The organism is Streptomyces lydicamycinicus, from assembly GCF_000829715.2.
Classification (GTDB): domain Bacteria; phylum Actinomycetota; class Actinomycetes; order Streptomycetales; family Streptomycetaceae; genus Streptomyces; species Streptomyces lydicamycinicus.
Window position 1 is genome coordinate 301,166 of sequence record NZ_BBNO01000008.1, and the last position, 16,489, is coordinate 317,654.

The window sequence follows — 16,489 nt, forward strand, 5'->3', positions numbered from 1 at the left end:
AGCGCTTTCCGGCCCGTGTCCGGGACGTCGCGTCATGGGTCCGTAAGATCCGCGGCCCGTCCGGCGGGGGTGCTTTCCGACCGTTGCGGGCCACTGCGATTCGGTAACAGCACGCATTCAAGGTATTTCGGTACGGCATATGTTGCCTATGCTCAGGTCGGGGGCCGGGGGCCGCTTTCGGACATTCCGACGGCCGACGGCCCTCTTGCCCGATCACTTCATCTGAGACCGCCGGAGAACACCTTGGCCGTGGAGAAGGGGGAGCAGCGGACCGGCTCCCGTGCGCTGGCCGTGCTCCCGTACGCGGTCATGACCGTGGTCACCACGGTCGATCTCACCGCGGGCCCGGGGGTCGGCTTTCTGCCACTGGTGTCACTGGGCCCGGCGTTCGCGGGGCTGGTCGGCGGCTGGCGGCGGACGGCGGTGGCCGGTCTGACGGCGTTCGTGCTCTGCCTCGGTCTGGGCGTCCACAGCGGGCTGTTCGAGAGCCGGCGCGGCCTGACCGCCCTGCTGTCGGTGGCCGGGGTGACCGCGGCCGGGGTGGCCGCCGCGGTGATGCGGCAGCGGCGGGAGGCCGAACTGGCCAGCGTCCGCTCGATCGCCGAGGTCGCCCAGCGGGTGCTGCTGCGCCCGGTGCCGCGGGGCGCGGGCCCGCTGCGGATCGCGGTCTCGTACACCTCGGCGGTGGCCGAGGCCCGGATAGGCGGTGATCTGTACGAGGTGGTGACCTCGCCCGCCGGGGTGCGGATCATCGTCGGCGATGTGCAGGGCAAGGGCCTGGAGGCGGTGGAGAGCGCGGCGGTGGTGCTGGGGGCGTTCCGGGAGGCGGCGCATGACGAACCGGATCTGCCGGCCGTCGGCGAGCGGGTCGAACGGGCGCTGAACCGCCATCTGTCCGGCGAACGGTTCGTCACGGCGGTGCTCGCCGAGATCGGTGACGGTCCGCGGGCCACCCTGCTGAACTTCGGCCATCCGGCGCCGCTGGTCGTCCGCCCCGACGGCACGGTCGGCTTCGCGTCCCCGCCCGACCGCGCCCTGCCGCTCGGTCTCACCCTGCACGGCGGCGCCGCCCCGGCCCCCTACGAGGTGCCGTTCACCCCCGGCGACCAGCTGCTCTTCTACACCGACGGCGTCACCGAGGCCCGCGACGCGGCGGACCGCTTCTACCCCCTCGACGAACGCGCCGCGCTGCTCAAGGACCCCGACCCGGAGGCCGCGCTGCGCTCGGTGCGCGAGGACCTGGTCGAGCATGTCGAGGGGCCGCTGCACGATGACGCGGCGATGCTGCTGGTCCGCTACCGGCAGAGCCGGTGAACGGCCTTCATGTCAGCGGCAGCCCCGTGTAGTTCTCCGCCAGCTCCGCGGCGGCGTGCGGCGAACCCGCGATCCGGTCGAGCTGGGACAGCTGAAGCCGGGCGTCGAACGGGCTCTGGTCCGGGGCGGTGTGCAGGGTCGTCGTCATGAAGGCCGAGAAGTGTTCGGCGCGCCAGACCCGGCGCAGACAGGTGTCGGAGTAGGCGTCGAGCAGTTCCGTGGAGCCGGTGCGGTGCAGCCGGTCGAGGGCGCGGGCCAGGACGGTGACATCGGCGACGGCCAGGTTGAGCCCCTTGGCCCCGGTGGGCGGCACGATGTGCGCCGCGTCGCCGGCCAGCAGGACCCGCCCGTACCGCATCGGTTCGGTGACCGAACTCCGCATCGGCAGGACGGCCTTGGCGGTGAGCGGCCCGCGCGCCGGCTTCCAGGGGCCGTCGATCGCGCCGCGGGCCTCCAGTTCGTCCCAGATGCGGTCGTCGGGCCAGTCGGCGGGATCGGTGCCGTTGGGGACCTGGAGGTAGAGCCGGCTGACGGTCGGCGTACGCATGCTGAACAGGGCGAAGCCGCGTGCGGAGTGAGCGTAGATCAACTCGTCGTGGGAGGGCGGGACCTCGGCGAGCACCCCGAGCCAGGAGTAGGGGTAGCTGCGGGTGTACGTACGGCGGACGCCCTCCGGTACGGCCTCCCGGGCGACACCGTGGAAACCGTCGCAGCCCACGACGTAGTCGCAGGTCAGGGTCTGCTCGCGGTCCTGGTGGCGGTAGCGGACGGCGGGCCGGCCGGTGTCCGCGCCCGTCACGGCGAGTGCCCGCGCCCCGAACAGCAGCGGTGGCCCGTCCGCGAGCTGGAGGGCGATCAGGTCCTTCACCACTTCCGTCTGGGCGTAGACCATGACCCGGCGGCCGCCGGTCAGTGCGGGGAAGTCGAGGCGGTGGGCGCGCTGGTTCCAGCGCAGTTCGATGCCGTCGTGGACCAGGCCCTCCCGGTCCATCCGTTCTCCCGCCCCGCAGGCGCGCAGCACGTCGACGGTGCCCTGTTCCAGGATGCCCGCGCGCTGGCGCCGTTCGACATAGGAGCGGTCGCGGCTCTCCAGGACGACGCAGTCGATTCCGGAGCGGTGCAGCAGCCGGGCGAGCAGCAGCCCGGCCGGGCCGCCGCCGATGATGCCGACCGTGGTGTGGCGGGGGTGGGTCACTGCGCCGTTCCTTCCGCGGGGTGGGGTGCGGGTGCGCCGGGGCCGGGGGCCGCGGCCGGGGAGCCGTGGTGCGGGTGTGTCGCGAGGTGGCCGAGGAGGGCGTCCCGCACCGGGTCGGGGCGTTCCACGTTGGCGAGATGGGCGGCGCCGCACAGTTCCAGCAGGCGGGCGTCCGTGATGCCGTCGGCGAGTTCGCGGCCGTGGGCGGGCGGGGTGGCGGGGTCGTCGCGGCCCGCGACGACGAGCGTGGGGGCGGTGATCCGGGCCAGACCGGCGCGCAGATCGTAAGCGGCGAGGGCGTCGCAGCAGGCCGCGTAGCCGGCGGGTGTCACCGACCGGCGCACCGCCGCGACCAGCGTCCGGGCCTGCGGGGAGCCGGCGAAGGCCGGGGTGAACCAGCGGCTCGCGGCGGCGTCGGCGACCGGGCCGAGGCCCGCTTCCCGTACCAGCGCGGCCCGTTCGTGCCAGCCCGCCGGCTCGCCGAACCGTGCGGAGGAGCAGAGCAGGGCGAGCGAGGCGATCCGCTCGGGGTGGTCGGCGGCGAGCCAGGCCCCGACGGCGCCGCCGAGCGAGATCCCGGCGTAGGCGAACCGGTCGATACCGAGGGCGTCGGCGAGGCCGAGCACCAGCCGGGCCAGGCCGGGAACGGTGGTGGTGGGGGCGGACCCGGGCCCCAGGACCCCGGCGGGCGTGCCGCCGTGGCCGGGCAGGTCCCAGCGGATGACGCGGTGGTGCCGTGCCAGGGACGGGAGTTGGGGGTCCCAGACGGCGAGCGAGGTGCCGAGCGAGGGGCCCAGGAGGAGCGGCGGGGCGTCTTCGGGACCGTCCGCGGTGTGGTGCGGGAGCGGGGTGGCGGGCGGGTGGGTCATGCGTACTCCTGAGGGTGGTGCTCGGTGCGTTCCAGTGCACGGTCCACGAGGGCGCCGGCGGAGCCCAGGTAGCCGGTGGGGTCGAGGAGTTGACGCAGCCGCGACGGGGGCAGGGCCGGGGCCTCACGCGGGGTGGCCGGGCCGCCGGGTGGCGCGGGCCGGTCCTCGTCACGGGCCGTGGGCGGAACCTTGTCGCGGGCCGTGGGCGGAGCCTCGTGCAGCACCTCGTCCAGCGCCGCCGGCAGCGCGATGCCCCGCTCCGCGGTGCGCCGGGCCACCGTGTCCAGGAGGCGACGGGCCTCGGCGCGGCCGGTCAGCGCGGTGAGGGCGGCGACCAGGCGTTCGGTGACGATCAGACCGCCGGTCGCGTCGAGGTTCTGCCGCATACGGTGCGGGTGGACGCGCAGCTCCGCGGTCAGTACGGCGGCGTCCCGGGCCGCGCCGCCGGTCAGCCGCAGGGCGTCGCGCAGCGGCTGCCATTCGGCGTGCCAGGCGCCGGCCGGGCGTTCGTCCTCGGCGGCCAGCGAGCCGTACAGCACCGCGGCGAGCCCCGGGACCTGCCGGGCGGCGGCCGCGATGAGCGTGGCACGGACCGGGTTGGTCTTGTGCGGCATGGCGGAGGAGCCGCCGCCGCTGCCCTCGGTGAGCTCGCCGAGCTCCGTGCGGGAGAGGGTGAGGACATCGGCGGCCACCTTGCCGAGGGCGCCCGCGGTGAAGGCCAGCGCTCCGGCGAGATCCGCGACCGGGGTGCGCAGGGTGTGCCAGGGCAGGGCCGGTGCGGCGAGTCCGGTCTCGGCGGCGTAGCGGGCCAGGAGCCGGCTTCCCAGGTCGGGAGTGGGTGACGCGCCGTCGGCCACCGCGTAGGCGTGGAAGGCCGCGAGGGTGCCGGCCGCGCCGCCCAGTTGCACCGGCAGCGCGGCCCGTACGGACGCCAGCCGGTCATGGGCGTCGAGCACCAGGCCGCGCCAGCCCGCGACCTTGAGGCCGAAGGTGGTCGGCACCGCGTGCTGGGTGAGGGTGCGACCCGCCATGGGGGTGTCGCGGTGCTCGGCGGCGGTACGGCGCAGCGCGGCGGCGGTGCGGGTGAGGTCCGGCAGCACGGTGTCCAGGGCGCGGGCGCAGACCAGCATCGTGGCGGTGTCCAGGATGTCCTGGCTGGTGGCGCCCCGGTGGACGTAGGCGGCGGCCTCGGGGTCGCGGGCGGCGACGGCGGCCGTCAGGTCGGCGACGAGCGGGACCACGGGGTTGCCCGCGGCACGGGCGCGCAGGGCGAGGTCCCGGGGGTCGTAGCGGTGGGTCTCGGCGGCCGCGGCGGTGACGGCGGCGGCCGCCGGCTCCGGTGCGAGTCCCAGGGCCGCCTGGGCACGCGTCAGCGCGGCCTCGGCGTCGAGCAGGGCCCGCAGATATCCGGCGTCACCGGTGGCGGCGGCCACGGCGGAGCCGGCCCAGGACGGCGCGAGCAGGCCCAAGTCGGCCGTATCGTCTGGCGGTTGGGCCGCCGGGTCCGGTGCGCTCCACGGCAGGTCATCGGTAGGCAAGGAAGACCGTCTCCTCGTGTGTGCCGTCCGCCGACCGCTGGAGCCGGATGTCGAAGCGGTACCGGCCGGGCCCGTCGGGGCGGGCGAGCAGGGTGTCCGCGCGCTCCGCTGGCAGCCGCGCGAGCAGCGGGTCGGTGGGCCGGTCCGCCGGGTGCCCGGGGAAGTAGACGCGGGTGAACAGGTGGTGGAGCAGGCCGCGGGCGAAGAGGCACACGGCGAGGTAGGGCGCGGCGTCCGGGCGCCCGGCGGGGGCGGTGGCCGGCCGGGTGTGGACGGCATAGCGCCCGTCGGCGTCGGTGGGGACCCGGCCGAAGCCGGTGAAGTCCACCCCGTTGCGGCCGAGGGCCGCGCCGGTGGCCGGGTCCCGGCGCAGCGAACCGGGCGCGCCCGTACGGCCGCCGTCCGGGCCCGCCTGCCAGAACTCCAGCAGCGCGTCCGGCACCGGGGCGCCCTCCCCGTCCCGTACGCAGCCGTGCACGGTGACCGTGCCGGGGTGGCCGGCCGGGGCGATCTGGCCGCCACCGGGGAACGGGAGGGCGTAGCCGTAGAAGGGGCCGATGGTCTGGGCGGGGGTCGGGGCGAGCGGCCCGGCCGGGGCACCGGCCGCGGCGCAGGACCGGTCGTGGCGGGGGGTGGCGCGGGGCATCAGCGGCCCTCCTCGATCCAGGTGGCGGACGGGCCGTCCAGGACCACGTCCCAGCGGTAGCCCAAGGACCTTTCGGGGACGGTCAGTTCGTGATCGTAGGTGGCCACCAGGCGGGCGCGGGCCGTGGGGTCGGTGACCGAGGCGAGGATCGGGTCGTAGGGGAAGAGCGGGTCGCCGGGGAAGTACATCTGGGTGATCAGCCGCTGGGTGAAGGCCGATCCGAAGAGCGAGAAGTGGATATGGGCCGGGCGCCAGGCGTTGTGGTGGTTGCGCCAGGGGTAGGCGCCGGGCTTGACGGTGGTGAACGCGTACCGGCCCGCGGCATCGGTCAGACAGCGGCCGACTCCGGTGAAGTGCGGGTCGAGCGGGGCCGGATGCCGGTCCCGCCGGTGGGCGTACCGGCCGGCGGCGTTGGCCTGCCAGATCTCGACGAGCTGGCCGCGTACGGGGCGGCCGGTGCGGTCCAGGACGCGGCCGGTGACGGTGATGCGTTCGCCGAGCGGTTCGCCGGTGTGCTGCCGGGTGAGGTCGGCGTCCAGGTCGGTGACGTCCGTGACACCGAAGACGGGGCCGCCGAGCTCCACGGCCTCCGGGTCGGCGAGGTGGTCGATCTCCACCGGCGGGTGGCGGGGGTGGCGGGCGGTGCTGCTGCGGTAGGGGGTGAAGTCCCGGGCGGGGTGGTCCGGGGCCGGTGTGCCCGCCGCCCGGTCGCGTTCGGCGGCGGTGTGCCGGGCGGCGATCTCCCGGCTGATCTCGGCTTGGGTGGGGAGCGGCGGGGCGGCGGGCGCCGGCCGGGGCGGGGGTGCGGCGACGGACACGGACGCCGGGGCGGGAGCGCCGTCGGACGGGGTGGGCGGGGTGGACGGCGTCAGGGCCATGGGGGTATCTCCCGGCGGTGGGGGGCTCGGTGGGGGTCCGGCGGGGCGGGCGGACGGGGACGGCGGCGTGGCGGGGCGTACGGGGCGGTCCCCGTGGCCCCGGGGCGGCGGGGACGCGGCGGCGGGCCCGGAGACGTCCCCGGGCGGCCGGTGCGCATCAGGCGTCCGTCCCGGAGCGGTGCGGTGGTTCGTCCGCGGCTGCCGCCTTCAGGGCCCGCAGGGCGGCGAGTTCGGCGGTGGTGGGCGGGGCGGTGACACCGATCCGGTCGGCCTCCCTGAGGTCCCAGCCGGTGGCCGCCCGGACTTGATCGACCGTCACTCCCGGATGCAGCTCGGTGAGGACGAGTTCCGCGGTGTCCGGGTCGGGACGCAGGACGCCGAGGTCGGTGATGACCGCCGTCGGACCGGCGCCGGGCAGTCCGAGCGCCGCCCGGTCGCCGGGGCCGGCGCCGTGACCGAGGGTGGTCACGAAGTCCAGCGTCCCGACGAAGTTGCGGCGGCGGTGCCGCAGGACCATCAGCACCTGCCCGCAGTTGGCGGCGATCTCGGGGGCGCCACCCGCACCGGGCAGCCGTCCTTCGGGCCGGCCGGGGCCCCGGTCGACGACGGTGGTGTTGATATTGGCGAACCGGTCGACCTGTGCGGCACCGAGGAAGCCGACATCGATCCGGCCGCCCTGTAGCCAGTAGTTGAACATCTCCGGCACCGACACCACCGAGTCCGCGGTGTCGGCCAGCTCGCCGTCCCCGATGGACAGCGGCAGCCGGGTCGGCTTGGAGCCGAGGGTGCCGGACTCGTAGACCAGCACCAGATCCGGATTGACCGTACGGCGGGCGAGGTTGGCGGCCGTACTGGGCAGCCCGATACCGACGAAGCAGGACCGCGCCCCCGCGAGCGCACGGGCGGCGTTGACCTCCATCAGCTCGTCGGGGGTGCAGTCGGGGGCGGCCTCGGGGACGGTCTCGGGGGTGGTCTCGGGGCCGCGCTCCGGAGTGTCGGCCGGAACGGCGCCGGCACCCCCGTCCCCGGCCCCGGCCCCGCCCGCGCCCCCGTCCCCCGCGGCCGCTCCCCGCACCCCGTTCCCCTCCCCGCGCACACACTCCGCCAGCCACCGCCCGAACGCCGCCCGGTCGCGTGCGATGCCGTCCCACTCCCGGTAGTAGGCGTTGTCCCGGACCGAATAGCCGGCCGCGTACGAGGGATGGGCGCCGCCGGGGACGAGCGCGACCGCGTCGACGACCCAGGTGGGCAGGACGACGGAGCCGGGGCGCGGTTCCAGGGCGTCGACGATCTCCTCGACGGTCACCAGGACGCGCCGGGCGGCGAGGGCCGCCTCCTTCTGCACCCCGGTCAGGCCCCACAGCTGGACGTTGCCGGCCCGGTCGGCCTGCTGCGCGTGGATGACCGTGACATCCGGGTTGAGGGCGGCGACGGCGGCCAGTTCCTCACCGGTGAACGGGCAGACGACGGTGGAGACCGTGGGCGTACGGGCCGGGATGTCGCTGCCCCGGTAGCCGCGGAGCACCGCGAATGGGAGCCGGGCCGCGCCCGCGGCGTAGCGGTTGGCCATCCCGGCGTGACTGTGCTCGTCGATCTCCAGCGGGGCGGGCCAGCCGTGCTCGACCGCGTCCCGGAAGCGGTGCAGCGAACCGACGCCCGGGTTGCCGCCCCAGGAGAAGACCAGCTTCCGGGCCGCGCCCGCGCCGATCAGCTGGTCGTAGACGACATCAGGGGTCATCCGGGCGAGCGTGAGGTCCTTGATGCCCTGCCGGATGATCTCGTGCGCGGCGGCGAACGGGATGAGGTGGGTGAACCCCTCCAGCGCCACGGTGTCGCCGTCATGGATCAGCTCCGCGACGGCCTCGTGCAGGGAACGGATGTCGGCCATGTCCTCACCCTCGGGTCATCCCGGGCCGGGCCTCAAGGACCGCCCCGCAGCAGGTTGTTCGCACAGTGAACTTAAGTTCATAATGCCGTCGTCCCGAGTTTGGCCCCGGCCCCCGGCCCTGTCAACGGTGCGCCGGGTACGGTTCCGACGAGATCGACGCACCAGGGAGAGGCCATGACCCACCCCGCCGCCACCGCCCCGTCAGCGCCGCCGCCACCGGAGGCGGTGGGGCCGCTGATGCGCAGCCTGTCCGTGCTGCGGGAGCTGGCGGCCGGTGGCGGCCGGCGGTCCGTCGGCGATCTGGTGCGCGACACCGGCCTCGCCCGCTCGACCGTGGACCGGGTGCTGAGCACCCTCACCCGGCTCGGCTACGTACGGACCGAGGGCCGGGACGCGGTGCTCGCACCGCGTCTGCTGGAGCTGGGCAACGCCTACCTCGCCGCCTCCGAACTCCCCGACCGGCTCGGCCCGCTCGCCGACCGGCTGGCCGATGAGCTGGACGAGTCGGTGTCGCTGGCGGTGCCGGACGGCGACGGGGTGCGCTTCGTCCACCAGGCGACCCGCCGCCGCGCCATGTCGCTGGCTTTCCGCATCGGCGATCTGCTGCCCGCCGAACGGGGCGCGCCGGGCGCGCTGTTCGCGGACCGGTGGGACGAGGAGGACTGGCAGCGGTGGCGGGCGCGCCGGGCGGCCGACCCGGCGGACGCGGGCTTCCCGGCCGTCCCGCCGCGGCGCGCCGGGGACGGGGCGGACGGCGCCGCCACGGCCGCGGACTTCGTGGCGCGGGTGGCCGCCGCACGGACCGCCGGCTGGTCCCTGGACGACCAGCTCATCGAGCCGGGGCTGGTCGCCGTGGCCGTGCCCGTCCGGGACGCCGACGGCCGCCCGGTCTGTGCGCTCAGCGTCGTCAGCCACACCAGCAGGCTGAGCGCGGACGCGCTGCCCGACGCGGTACTCCCCCGTCTGCGCGAGACGGTCTCCGCCATGGAGGACGCGCTACGGGCCCCCCGGAACGGCCCGGCCGCCGACGCCGCCCCCGAGACACGCCCCGGCCCGTCCCACGCCACCTGGATGCGTGCGTCCAAGCATGAACTGGGCCCCGAATTCGTCGAATCGATGGCCCGCGGGCTGATCACCCTCACCGCCTTCGGCACCGGCCGCGCGGCGCTCCCGCTCACCGCCGTCGCTGAGGCCACCGGCCTGGCCCGCGCCACCGCCCGCCGGGCCCTGATCACCCTGGAGCACCTCGGCTACCTCACCACCGACGGAAAACTCTTCCGCCCCACGCCGAAGGTGCTGGAACTGGGCTTCGCCCACCTCTCGGGCCTCACCCTGCCCGACATCGCCCTCCCCCATCTCGCCTCGCTGGTCGAGCGGGTACACGACTCCGCCTCGATGGCGGTCCTCTCCGGCGATGACATCCAGTACGTCGCCCGGGTCCCCACCGTGCGCATCATGAGCGTCAACATCATGCTGGGCACCCGTTTTCCGGCGTATGCGACCTCGATGGGCCGTGTGCTGCTCGCCGGCCTGCCCCCGGCCGAGCGCTCCGCACGGCTGGCCCGCCTGCGCCCGGAGCCGCTCACCCCGCACACCGTGACCGACCCCGAACGCCTCGGCACGCTCCTGGAAGAGGCCCACTCAGCGGGCTACGCCCTGGTCGACGAGGAGCTCGAAGAGGGCCTGCGCTCCCTCGCCGTCCCCGTCCACGACCGCACCGGCCGGGTCGTCGCCGCCGTCAACGTCTCCACCCACGCGGCCCGTCGCACCCCCGACGAGGCCCGCGAGGCCCTGCTGCCCGCCCTGCGCACCGCCGCCGCCGGCATCGAGGCCGATCTGTGGGTGGCGGGGCGGTACGCACGGATTCCGGTGCAGTGACCGCCCCGGCCCTCCCCTACGGGGTCCCCTGAGGCAGCGTCAGCGCCGTTCCCGAGTGCACCGTGAGGTGGACCGGCTGGAGGTGGGTGGCCTCGACGGAGGACTCCCCCGTGCCGGGGCTGCGGGCGTAGCGCGGATGGGCGCCGCCGCTGATCTGGAGGCGTATCCGGTGACCGGCGGCGAAGCGGTGGGCGGTGGAGCTCATCGGCACGGTGACCTCCGAGGGCGTCTGCCCGGCGGTCCGCAGCCGCATCAGCCCGTCGCAGATGTTGAGGGACCGGCCCTGCGGGTCCACGTCGCAGAGGCGGACGAAGACATCGGCATGGCCGGTGTCCGTGGCGATCCGCAGCCGCGCGGAGACCGGGCCGACGACGTCGGCGGACTCGGCCAGCGGCGCACTCGTGAACGTCAGGACGTCCTCCCGCGCCTCCAGCTTGCGGTTGTCGCGAGGACCGGCGGCACGGGAGAGCAGCCGCCCGCCCACGGACGGGGTGGGGTCGTCCGGGTCGTAGCGGAAGGTCGCCAACGGCCCGGATTCCACCGGGGTTTGCGCGCTGAGCGTCCCCTCCGTCGCCGGGAACCAGTCGGTGGTGGCGGTGGCCGGCGGCCAGTCATCCAGGTCCCGCCAGGCGTCCTCGCCGCCGACGTGGACGCGTACGGGGGTGGGGCGCAGCCCGGCACGGTCGCCACACAGATGCGCACGCAGCCAGGCGAGGGTCTCGGCGAAGACCTCGGGCCAGCCCTGCTGCATCGCGGAGGTGTGCGTCCAGGGGCCGACGAGCAGCGAGGACTCACAGCCGGCCCGGCGCAGCCGGTCGAACTGCTGGAAGCTCTGGTCGGCCAGTGCGTCGTGCCACCCGGTGACCAGGCAGGTGGGCACGGCCAACTGCTCCGCGGCCGCGGCCACCGACGCGCCGTCCCAGTGCGGGTCGTCGGCGTCCGGGTGGGTCATCGCAGCGTCCAGCCAGGGCACTTCGCCGAGGGCGGACTCATACGCCCGGCGCAGCGGCCGCGCGCTCGTGATCTCCCGCAGCCGGCGCTGGAGGCGCAGCGTCGCCCGCACCATCGGCTTCATCCCCTGGTGCTGGTACTTCACGCCGAGGCCGACGGCGAGGGCGTTCTCGTGAAGGAGCGCACCGCCCGAGTGGAAGAGGGCATGCGGGTCGTGCAGCCCGACGTGCACCACCATCGCCTTCAGCTCCGGCGGCGGGTCCAGGGCCAGCGCCCACTGCACATAGCCCAGGTAGCTGGGGCCGAGGGTGCCCAGCGTCCCGGTGAACCAGGGCTGCTGCCGCAACCAGGCCACGGTGGCCTGCCCGTCGCCGGCCTCGTTGCGCCACAGGTCGAACCGGCCGCCCGAGCCACCGGTGCCGCGGCAGCTCTGGAGGACCACGTGGAAGCCCTGTTCGGCGAAGAGCACACCGAACAGGGGTGACCAGGGCACGCCTCTGCCGTAGGGCGAGCGGACGAGCAGGGTGGGGAAGTCGCCCTTCGTACGGGGGAAGTAGTGGTCCGTACGCAGGAGGCTGCCGTCCGCGGCCGGCACCTCAAGGCCCGGTTCCCAGCCGACATCGTGCTGTTTGGCCGGCAGTCCGCGCCAGGTGGCCCGCATCAGCCGCGAGGACAGCGGCGGCTTCCCGGACGGCGCGGCCCAGTGGGACCTCGGTACGACGTCATGCGTGTGTGGCGTCATGTCTTCCCCTCACCTATTCCCGTACGTTGCACGAGAATAGTCGACGCACCGCCGCTCTGCACAACTCCGGGTGACGGGAAGGGAGATGAGAAGGCGGTTACGCCGCGCCGGAAGCGTCGGGCGCCGGTGCCGCGGAGGCGGTGCGGAGGCGGCGCCTCCCCCTCCGTTCACCGCTCCATACCGGCCGCCTCCGGCACCGGTGCGGTCGCCGACGGGCGGCCGAGGCGCCGGGCCAGCGGCACCGAGCCGATCGCGAGCGCGCCCAGCAGACCGGCCAACGCGAAGACGGTGAAGCCGAGTTGACTGTTGGCGGTCGCGGCGAGGACGCCACCGAGCCAGGGGCCGACGACCGCGCCGGTGCGGCCGATGCCGGTGACCCAGCCGAGTCCGGTGGCGCGTTCGGCGGGCGGATAGACGCGGTGGGTCGCCGCGTACACCATCACCTGGGCGCTGAAGAGCCAGACACCGGTGACGGCGACGACCACGTACGTGGCGCCGAGCGGCAGCCGCGCCCCGAGGAGCAGCGCGCCGGCGGCGGTCAGCAGGAACCAGAGGGCGGAGACCCTGACCGGGCCGTAGCGGTCACCGAGGCGGCCCGCGATCAGCAGGCCGGCGATGCCGCCCGCGTTGATGATGAGCAGGAAGCTGACCGAGGACGTGAGGCCGTACCCGGAGGCGCGCATCATCTGCGGCAGCCAGGTGCTGACGCCGTAGACCAGGAGAAGGCCGCAGAACGAGGCGAGCCACAACAGCGGGGTGGCCAGACGGACGCCGGGGCGGAAGAGGGCGAGGACCGAGGCGAGGCGGCCCTTGGCGCCCTGGGCCGGTGCGTCGGCGAGGACCGGAGGGGCCATGCCGTAGCGGTCGGCGACCGCCGCCGCCTCGGCGGTACGGCCCTTGGCGAGCAGCACACCGGGCGACTCCGGCAGCAGGCGCAGCAGCAGCGGGGCGGCGACGAACGCGGGCAGGGCGCCGACCCAGAACACCCAGCGCCAGCCTTGCGCGGGGGCGAGCGTCAGCCCCAGGACCGTCGCGCACATGGCGCCCGCGTGGTACGAGGTCATCAGCAGCCCGGTGGCGAGGGCGGCCCGGCCGCGCGGCGCGAACTCCATCACCATCGACAGGCAGATGGGCATCAGGCCGCCGAGCCCCAGACCGGCGAGGAAGCGTCCGGCGCCGAACAGACCGGGCGAGCCGGCGACCGCGCACACCGCCGAACCGGCGGAGAACACCAGCACCCCGGCGACGAGGACGGGGCGGCGGCCGACCCAGTCGGTGAGGGTGCCGGTGCCGAGCGCGCCGATCAGCATGCCGAGGGTGACCCAGCTGCCGATCGTGCCGGCCACCGCGGGGGTGAGGCCGAATCCGGGGTCGTCGAGCATATGCGGCATGACGGCGCCGTAGATGCTGACGTCCACCCCGTCGAAGAAGACGGCGAGCCAGCACAGCGCCAGGACGGGCGCGACGGAGCGGAAGGTGTGTCCGGGGGCGGCGGAGGGCGGAAGACCGGTGGGGGGCATGCCGATGGGAGACATGGGGACCTCGGATTCACGGATCACGGTGCGATACCAGCGGGATGTTCGCCTGGTGAACTTTCGTTCGCCGAACGGTCGGCAAGGATCATCTGCCCGGGTTCCATGAGTGTCAATGGCTCGCGCACGGCTTCCCGCGCCGTCGCGCGCGCCGCACCGCGGCCGGATGCGGCCGGACGAGTGGCGCCGGGTCAGCCGTCGCGGCCGTCGCCCCTGCCCTGGTCGCCCCTGTCCTGATCGCCGTCCCCGCGGCCGCCCTCGCCGTGGCCCTCCCGGTGGCGATCGCCCTGCCCCTCGCGGCCACCGCGGTCATCGCGGCCCTCGCCGCCCGCCCCTGCACCGTCCGCATCACCGGTGACCGCCGTCGCCCCGGTCTTCGCGGCCATCCGCCGGGCGATCTCCTCGCGCGCCGCGGCCGTGGCGACCGACGGCCACACCCGGTCGAGCGAGGCATTCATCGCGGCCCCCACCAGCACCGCGAAAGCGGACACCCCGATCCACAGCAGCACGGCGACCGGCGCGGCCAAGGAGCCGTAGATCGTGGGCCCCTCGACCGTCGAGGTGAGATAGAGCCGCAGCAGAAAGCTGCCGAGCAGCCAGATGCCGAGCGCGACCACCGCACCGGGAATGTCCTCCGGCCAGGGCGAACGGACCGGTACGGAGGCGTGGTAGAGGGTGGTGAGGAAGGCGACCGACAGCAGCAGGACGACCGGCCAGTACAGCGCCCGGATGACATGCTCGCTGGCCGGCAGCCAGCTCACGACGGTGTCGGGGCCGGCCACCATCAGCGGCAGCGCGACGGCGCCGACCAGCAGCGCGGCGAGGTAGAGCGCGAACGCCAGCAGCCGGGTCTTCACGATGCCGCGCCGCCCGTCGAGCCCGTACATGATGGTGATGGTGTCGACGAAGACGTTCATCGCCCGGGAGCCGGACCACAGGGCGATGGCGAAGCCGAAGGAGATGACGTCCGGGCGGCGGCCGGTGAAGACATCGTCGAGCAGCGGCCGGGCGATCTCGTTCACGCCCTTGTCGGACAGCACGGTGCCGGCGCCGTCGAGGATGCGCTGCCGGACATGGTCGATGGTGTCGTGGCCGATCCAGGCGTCCGTATAGCCGAGCACCCCCAGGAGCCCGAGGATCAGCGGCGGCAACGACAGCAGACTCCAGAACGCGGCCTCCGCGGCCAGACCGGTGACCCGGTACTTCATGCAGGAGTTGACGGTGTCCTTGAGCAGGAGCCAGGCCAGCCGGCGCTTGGAAACGTTGCGGTACAGCGCGCGGGCCTTGGTCAGACGGCCCGCGGGCCGCTCGGTTGGTTCGTTTGCGGGCTGCACCTCCTTACCGTATCCGGCATGGCAGCCACCACTCACACGGTCACGAACCAGCCCCCGCCGCTGGTCGGCTATGACGTCTTCGCGAACGACCCGGCCCTCACCGAGGGCATCACCCGCTACATCGCCGCCGAGCGGCTCGACGAGGTACGCGAAGAACTGGGCACGCTGGGCAAGGCGGCCGGCTCCGCGCACGCCCAGCACTGGGCCGAACAGGCCGACCGGCATCCACCGGTGTTGCGCACCCATGACCGCTTCGGCCACCGCATCGACGAGGTGGAGTTCCACCCGGCCTGGCACCGGCTGCTCGGCCACGCCGTCACCTCCGGTCTGACCGGCGCCTGGTCCCGGCCGGACGGCCACGTCCGCCGCACCGCCGGCTTCATCGTGTGGACGCAGGCCGAGGCGGGGCACGGCTGCCCGGTGTCGATGACCCATGCGGCGGTACCCGCGCTGCGCGCCGAGCCGGAGCTGGCGGCCGAATGGGAGCCGCTGCTGACCTCCCCGGTGTACGAGCAGGAGCTGCGGCCGGTCGCCGAGAAGGGCGGCGCGCTGGCCGGGATGGCCATGACGGAGAAGCAGGGCGGCAGCGACGTACGGGCCAACACCACCCGCGCCGAGCCGCTGGCCGCACCCGGCGAGTACGTGCTGACCGGACACAAGTGGTTCTGCTCGGCGCCGATGTCGGACGCCTTCCTGGTGCTGGCCCAGGCCCCCGGCGGGCTCACCTGCTTTCTGCTGCCGCGGGTGCTGCCGGACGGCACCCGTAACGCCTTCCGCATCCAGCGGCTCAAGGACAAGCTCGGCAACCGTTCGAACGCCTCGGCGGAGGTCGAGTTCGACGGGCGGAGCTGGGCGCGCCGGGTCGGCGAGGAGGGGCGCGGGGTGGCGACGATCATCGAGATGGTCGCGGCGACCCGGCTGGACTGTGTCAGCGCCTCCGCGGCGGTGATGCGGCAGGCGGTGACGCAGGCCGTGCACCACAGTGCCCACCGGGAGGCGTTCGGCGGCCGGCTGATCGACAAGCCGCTGATGCGCAATGTGCTGGCCGATCTGTCGCTGGAGTCGGAGGCGGCGACCACGCTCGCGCTGCGGCTGGCGGCCGCGTACGACGGCGGCACCGAGCGGGACCGGCACTTTCTGCGGCTGGCGGTCCCGGCGGCGAAGTACTGGGTGACCAAGCGGTGCACGCCGATGGTGGCGGAGGCGCTGGAGTGCCTGGGCGGCAACGGCTATGTCGAGGAGTCGGGGCTGCCACGGCTGCTGCGGGAGGCGCCGCTCAACTCGATCTGGGAGGGCGCCGGCAATGTCCAGGCACTGGACGTGCTGCGGGCCCTGCGGCGCGAACCCGAGGCGCTGAACGCGTTCCTGACCGAGGTCGGGGCGGCGCGCGGTGCGGACCACCGGCTGGACCGGGCGATCAAGGGGATGCTCACCGAACTCGCCGACCTGGAGGGCATCGAGGCACGCGCCCGGCGGCTGGTGGAGCGGATGGCACTGGTGCTCCAGGGTTCCCTGCTGGTGCGCCACGCACCGTCCGAGGTCGCCGACGCGTTCTGCGCCTCCCGGCTCGGCGGCGACGCGGGCGCGGCGTTCGGCACGCTGCCGCACACCCTGGATCTCGCGGCGGTGGTGGAGCGGGCCCGGCCGGTGATCGACTGCTGAGCCCCCGCCCGGCCCGGCCGGTTCAACGACGCGGCGGCGGCTCCCCGTCGTCTCCGGGCCGT

The 16,489-nt window shown here is 74.6% G+C and carries 12 protein-coding genes and 1 pseudogene; 3 read left to right on the forward strand and 10 right to left on the reverse strand.

The window, feature by feature from the left end:
• The first annotated feature begins 309 nt into the window (after positions 1–309).
• Positions 310–1,314 (forward strand): PP2C family protein-serine/threonine phosphatase, encoded by a 1,005-nt coding sequence (locus TU31_RS27620; RefSeq protein WP_042160024.1) that lies wholly within the window; start codon positions 310–312, stop codon positions 1,312–1,314.
• Positions 1,315–1,321: 7 nt separating this feature from the next.
• Here TU31_RS27620 and TU31_RS27625 read toward each other — a convergent pair whose 3' ends face one another.
• The 7 genes and pseudogenes from TU31_RS27625 to TU31_RS27660 all read right to left on the reverse strand — a co-directional run.
• Entirely contained in the window at positions 1,322–2,509 is a 1,188-nt protein-coding gene (locus TU31_RS27625) for a 4-hydroxybenzoate 3-monooxygenase (RefSeq protein ID WP_042159343.1), read from the reverse strand.
• A complete protein-coding gene (gene pcaD / locus TU31_RS27630) occupies positions 2,506–3,378 on the reverse strand; it encodes a 3-oxoadipate enol-lactonase (protein WP_042159345.1) in 873 nt (290 codons plus the stop codon). The genes TU31_RS27625 and pcaD overlap by 4 nt, the downstream gene beginning before the upstream one ends.
• Positions 3,375–4,916 carry a 3-carboxy-cis,cis-muconate cycloisomerase gene (pcaB, locus tag TU31_RS27635; protein ID WP_370682769.1) on the reverse strand — a complete coding sequence of 514 codons (1,542 nt, stop codon included), beginning with the start codon at positions 4,914–4,916 and terminating at the stop codon, positions 3,375–3,377. Before pcaB ends, pcaD begins: the two co-directional genes overlap by 4 nt.
• Positions 4,903–5,562 carry a protocatechuate 3,4-dioxygenase subunit alpha gene (gene pcaG / locus TU31_RS27640; protein ID WP_042159348.1) on the reverse strand — a complete coding sequence of 220 codons (660 nt, stop codon included), beginning with the start codon at positions 5,560–5,562 and terminating at the stop codon, positions 4,903–4,905. The genes pcaB and pcaG overlap by 14 nt, the downstream gene beginning before the upstream one ends.
• A complete protein-coding gene (gene pcaH / locus TU31_RS27645) occupies positions 5,562–6,440 on the reverse strand; it encodes a protocatechuate 3,4-dioxygenase subunit beta (RefSeq protein ID WP_245698796.1) in 879 nt (292 codons plus the stop codon). Before pcaH ends, pcaG begins: the two co-directional genes overlap by 1 nt.
• 157 nt (positions 6,441–6,597) lie before the next feature.
• Positions 6,598–7,359, reverse strand: a complete 762-nt coding sequence (locus TU31_RS27655; protein ID WP_078886044.1) for a CoA-transferase subunit beta — start codon at positions 7,357–7,359, stop codon at positions 6,598–6,600.
• A gap of 168 nt (positions 7,360–7,527) precedes the next feature.
• A pseudogene (locus TU31_RS27660) lies at positions 7,528–8,328 on the reverse strand (CoA transferase subunit A); the annotation flags it as partial.
• 174 nt (positions 8,329–8,502) lie between these two features.
• Here TU31_RS27660 and TU31_RS27665 point away from each other — a divergent pair.
• Positions 8,503–10,206, forward strand: coding sequence for an IclR family transcriptional regulator domain-containing protein (locus tag TU31_RS27665; protein WP_042159351.1), 1,704 nt, complete (start codon positions 8,503–8,505; stop codon positions 10,204–10,206).
• A gap of 16 nt (positions 10,207–10,222) precedes the next feature.
• Here the strand turns inward: TU31_RS27665 and TU31_RS27670 are convergent, their stop codons facing one another.
• The 3 genes from TU31_RS27670 to TU31_RS27680 all read right to left on the reverse strand — a co-directional run bounded on the left by TU31_RS27670 (position 10,223) and on the right by TU31_RS27680 (position 14,765).
• Positions 10,223–11,899: a CocE/NonD family hydrolase gene (locus TU31_RS27670; RefSeq protein WP_042159353.1), complete on the reverse strand. Its 1,677-nt coding sequence runs from the start codon at positions 11,897–11,899 to the stop codon at positions 10,223–10,225.
• A 167-nt stretch (positions 11,900–12,066) separates the two neighbouring features.
• Entirely contained in the window at positions 12,067–13,458 is a 1,392-nt protein-coding gene (locus TU31_RS27675; RefSeq protein ID WP_245698800.1) for an MFS transporter, read from the reverse strand.
• A gap of 164 nt (positions 13,459–13,622) precedes the next feature.
• Positions 13,623–14,765 (reverse strand): YihY/virulence factor BrkB family protein, encoded by a 1,143-nt coding sequence (locus TU31_RS27680; RefSeq protein ID WP_063770834.1) that lies wholly within the window; start codon positions 14,763–14,765, stop codon positions 13,623–13,625.
• A gap of 18 nt (positions 14,766–14,783) precedes the next feature.
• Between TU31_RS27680 and TU31_RS27685 the strand changes: the two genes are divergently transcribed.
• Positions 14,784–16,427, forward strand: a complete 1,644-nt coding sequence (locus TU31_RS27685; RefSeq protein ID WP_042159355.1) for an acyl-CoA dehydrogenase family protein — start codon at positions 14,784–14,786, stop codon at positions 16,425–16,427.
• Positions 16,428–16,489 lie beyond the last annotated feature (62 nt).

What these genes read in the sequence shown, in the direction of transcription:
- TU31_RS27620 (WP_042160024.1), top strand. Translation starts at nt 310, where the DNA reads ATGACCGTGGTCACCACGGTCGATCTCACCGCGGGCCCGGGGGTCGGC.
- pcaD (WP_042159345.1), bottom strand. Translation starts at nt 3,378, where the DNA reads ATGACCCACCCGCCCGCCACCCCGCTCCCGCACCACACCGCGGACGGT.
- pcaG (WP_042159348.1), bottom strand. Translation starts at nt 5,562, where the DNA reads ATGCCCCGCGCCACCCCCCGCCACGACCGGTCCTGCGCCGCGGCCGGT.
- pcaH (WP_245698796.1), bottom strand. Translation starts at nt 6,440, where the DNA reads ATGGCCCTGACGCCGTCCACCCCGCCCACCCCGTCCGACGGCGCTCCC.
- TU31_RS27655 (WP_078886044.1), bottom strand. Translation starts at nt 7,359, where the DNA reads ATGGAGGTCAACGCCGCCCGTGCGCTCGCGGGGGCGCGGTCCTGCTTC.
- TU31_RS27665 (WP_042159351.1), top strand. Translation starts at nt 8,503, where the DNA reads ATGACCCACCCCGCCGCCACCGCCCCGTCAGCGCCGCCGCCACCGGAG.
- TU31_RS27670 (WP_042159353.1), bottom strand. Translation starts at nt 11,899, where the DNA reads ATGACGCCACACACGCATGACGTCGTACCGAGGTCCCACTGGGCCGCG.
- TU31_RS27685 (WP_042159355.1), top strand. Translation starts at nt 14,784, where the DNA reads ATGGCAGCCACCACTCACACGGTCACGAACCAGCCCCCGCCGCTGGTC.